Genomic DNA, 3,278 nt, shown 5'->3' with positions numbered 1-3,278 from the left:
CCGACGCTCTTCAGCCGGGCGAGCAGCGCGCCGCCGGCCGTCATCGTGCCGCCGGGACCCGCCGGAACCTCGTCCGCTGTCTGCTCGGCGGGAAGGGCGCCGGCCTCGTTGTCGCCCTGGGTCGATGTGCGGCTGGAATCCATGCGTCTCATTGCTATATGTAAAATGAAGATATCTCGATATTGACTGCAGAGAATCCCGCTGTCAATCATGCGCCGAGCGAACAACGGCGACGCAGAGCCAGGTGTTGCCGAAGCATCCGGACCGAAGGGAGAAGCATGATGGACATCGGACTTTTGATCGGCGGCGAGGACGCTGCAGCGGGCATAGGCACGACTTTCGAGCGGATCGACCCGGTGACGGGCGAGATCGCGACCCGGGCGGCGGCGGCCAGGAAGAGCGACGTCGATCGCGCCGTGGAGGCGGCGGCCAGAGCCTTTCCCGGATGGTCCGAGACCGGCCCGAACGCGCGCCGGGCGATCCTGAACAAGGCGGCCGACCTGCTCGACGCCAAGACCGGAAAGTTCATCGAGGTCTGCGTCGCCGAAACCGGGGCGACCGCACCCTGGATCGGCTTCAACGTGATGTTCGCGGCGAACATCCTGCGCGAGGCGGCTGCGATGACGACGCAGATCAAGGGTGAGGTGATGCCCTCGGACAAGCCCGGCACTCTCGCCATGGCGTATCGCCAGCCGGTCGGCGTCCTCGTCGGCATGGCGCCGTGGAACGCGCCGGTGATTCTCGGAATGCGCGCCGTCGCGATGCCGATCGCCTGCGGTAACACCGTGGTGCTGAAGGCCTCGGAGATGTGCCCGCACACGCATCTGATGATCGCCGAGACGCTGCGCGAGGCCGGACTGCCGGAGGGCGTCGTCAACGTCGTCACCCATTCCGCCGAGGACGCGCCGGAAGTCGTCTCGGCGCTGATCGCCCATCCCAAGGTTAAGCGCATCAACTTCACCGGCTCGAGCCGTGTCGGCCGGATCATCGCGAAGCAGGCGGCCGAGCATCTGAAGCCCGTGCTTCTGGAATTGGGCGGCAAGGCGCCGCTGGTCGTGCTCGACGACGCCGACGTCGATGCGGCGGTGAACGCGGCGATCTTCGGCGCCTACATGAACCAGGGCCAGATCTGCATGTCGACGGAGCGCATCATCGTCGACGAGAGCGTGGCGGAGGAGTTTTCCCGGAAGTTCACGGCCCGCGCCGAGGCGCTGCCGCACGGGGATCCGCGGGGGCAAGTGGTGCTCGGTGCCGTCGTCTCCCGGGCGACGGTCGAGCGGATCGACGGGCTGGTGAGGGAGGCGGTCGGCAAGGGCGCGGTCATGACCACGGGCGGAGCCACCGAGACGACGATCATGCCGGCGACCGTCGTCGACAAGGTGACGCGGGAGATGAAGCTCTTCCGCGAGGAATCCTTCGGACCCGTGGTCTGCATCGTTCGGGCGCGAGACGCCGAGCATGCGCTGGAACTGGCGAACGACACCGAGTACGGCCTCTCCTCGGCGGTGTTCGGCCGGGACATCAGCCGAGCGATGTCGATCGCGAAGCGGATCGACGCCGGCATCTGCCACATCAACGGACCGACCGTCGGCGACGAGGCCCAGATGCCCTTCGGCGGCACCAAGGCGAGCGGCTACGGCCGCTTCGGCGGAACGGCGGGGATCGCCGAATTCACCGAACTCCGCTGGATCACCATCGAGGACGCGAACCAGCACTATCCGTTCTGACGGAGCATCGGGACGAGCGCCCGGGCGGATTGCGAACCGGCCTTGTCCGCTGGGCGTGCCGCCCTGGCGCCAAGAGGTACGAGAGAGGTTCGGCATGGCGACGCAGATCAACGGGTCGATCCTTCGCGCCTTCGACATCCTGAAGCTGTTCGACGGCGGTCGGACCGAACTGTCCGCCGCCGTCGTCACCAAGGCGCTCGGGATCAACGGCGTCACCGCGCACCGCCTGCTTCGCTCGCTGGAGGAGGCCGGGGCGCTCGTCGCTTCGACCCGCGGCGTCTATCGCCTCGGCTACACGCTGGTCGACCTCGGCACGCGGGCGCAGAACGACAGCCATCTCGCGCGGGTGATGCAGCCGACGCTCGACGCCCTGACCCGGCATTTCGACGAGGCGTCGATGGCGATGGTGTTCGAGGCGAACGCGCTCACCTGCATCGCAAAGGCCGTTTCCTCGCGGCCGCTCTATGTCGATATCCGCGTCGGCAGCCGGCTCGAGGCCTATTGCACCGCGCACGGCAAGGTTTGGCTTGCCGAGATCTCCGCCGATCGCCTGGAGCGGTATCTTTCCGATATCGAGCGTCGCGCCTTCTCGGCACGTACCCTTGTGGAGCGGACGGATATCCTCGCCGATCTCGCGGGCGTGCGGGCGGTGGGCTACGCGCTGAACGTCGGTGAGCGGGAGGCGGACGTGAACGCTGTCGCGGTTCCGGTCAAGACGCGATCCGGCACGATCGTATCGAGCATCTCGCTGTTCGGCCCGTCCTCGCGGCTCACGCGTGAGACACTTCTCGCGGCGGTCCCGCAGCTCCAAGCCGCCGCCGCGGCCCTCGAGCGCGAGCTGTACGGCGACGTCGTCAAGGCCACCCGCCGAGAGGCCGCCGGATCGCATGACGCCTCCACGACTCGCCGGTGATGGCATCGGGAGCGGTCGTCACGGCGTGTCCGAAGGCCGCGCCCTCGGCGTCGCCCGCGCTCAATAACAAACTTTGGAAGTGGAAGCGAAGCCAATGTCATCTTCCCGTGAGCCGAAGCTACCGGCCCGTACCCGCGTCGCGGTGATCGGCGGCGGCCCGGCCGGTCTCCTGCTCGCGCTGATCCTTCATCGCGCCGGGGTGGAATGCGTCGTGCTGGAACGGCGCAGCCGCGACTACGTCCTCTCGCGCATCCGTGCGGGCGTCCTCGAACAGGGCACGACCGATCTCCTGCGCCTTGCCGGAGCCGGGGCCCGCATGGACCGCGAGGGCCTCGTCCATGACGGCTTCGACATCGCCTGGCGCGGCGACCGGCTGCATATCGACCTGCGCGAGCTCACCGGCGGCAAGACGGTGATGGTCTACGGCCAGACCGAGGTGACGCACGATCTCTACGACGCGCTCGACGAGGCCGGCGTCCCGGTGGTCCACGAGGCGGCGGACGCCAGGCCGCAAGGCGTTGCGGGCGATGCGCCTTTCGTCACCTTCGACACCGCCGAAGGGGCGCACAGGCTGGAATGCGATTTCGTCGCCGGCTGCGATGGCTTCCACGGCGTCTGCCGCCAGACCATCCCGGCCG

The 3,278-nt window shown here is 68.1% G+C and carries 3 protein-coding genes; all 3 read left to right on the top strand.

The window, feature by feature from the left end:
- The first annotated feature begins 281 nt into the window (after window positions 1–281).
- A complete protein-coding gene (locus LH400_RS10815) occupies window positions 282–1,727 on the top strand; it encodes an aldehyde dehydrogenase (RefSeq protein ID WP_229152696.1) in 1,446 nt (481 codons plus the stop codon).
- Window positions 1,728–1,821: 94 nt separating this feature from the next.
- Window positions 1,822–2,640 (top strand): IclR family transcriptional regulator, encoded by an 819-nt coding sequence (locus LH400_RS10810; protein ID WP_229152695.1) that lies wholly within the window; start codon window positions 1,822–1,824, stop codon window positions 2,638–2,640.
- A gap of 94 nt (window positions 2,641–2,734) precedes the next feature.
- A partial coding sequence (locus tag LH400_RS10805; RefSeq protein WP_229152694.1) for an FAD-dependent monooxygenase occupies window positions 2,735–3,278 on the top strand: 544 nt, incomplete at its 3' end.

Origin of the sequence: Jiella soli (assembly GCF_020615385.1) — a bacterium.
GTDB lineage: Bacteria > Pseudomonadota > Alphaproteobacteria > Rhizobiales > Rhizobiaceae > VKMB-3413.
The sequence above is the reverse complement of the archived record's forward strand: the minus strand, read 5'-3'. Positions and strand labels throughout refer to the sequence as shown.

Coding starts and splice junctions, on each gene's coding strand:
- LH400_RS10815 (WP_229152696.1), top strand. CDS start 282: ATGGACATCGGACTTTTGATCGGCGGCGAGGACGCTGCAGCGGGCATA.
- LH400_RS10810 (WP_229152695.1), top strand. CDS start 1,822: ATGGCGACGCAGATCAACGGGTCGATCCTTCGCGCCTTCGACATCCTG.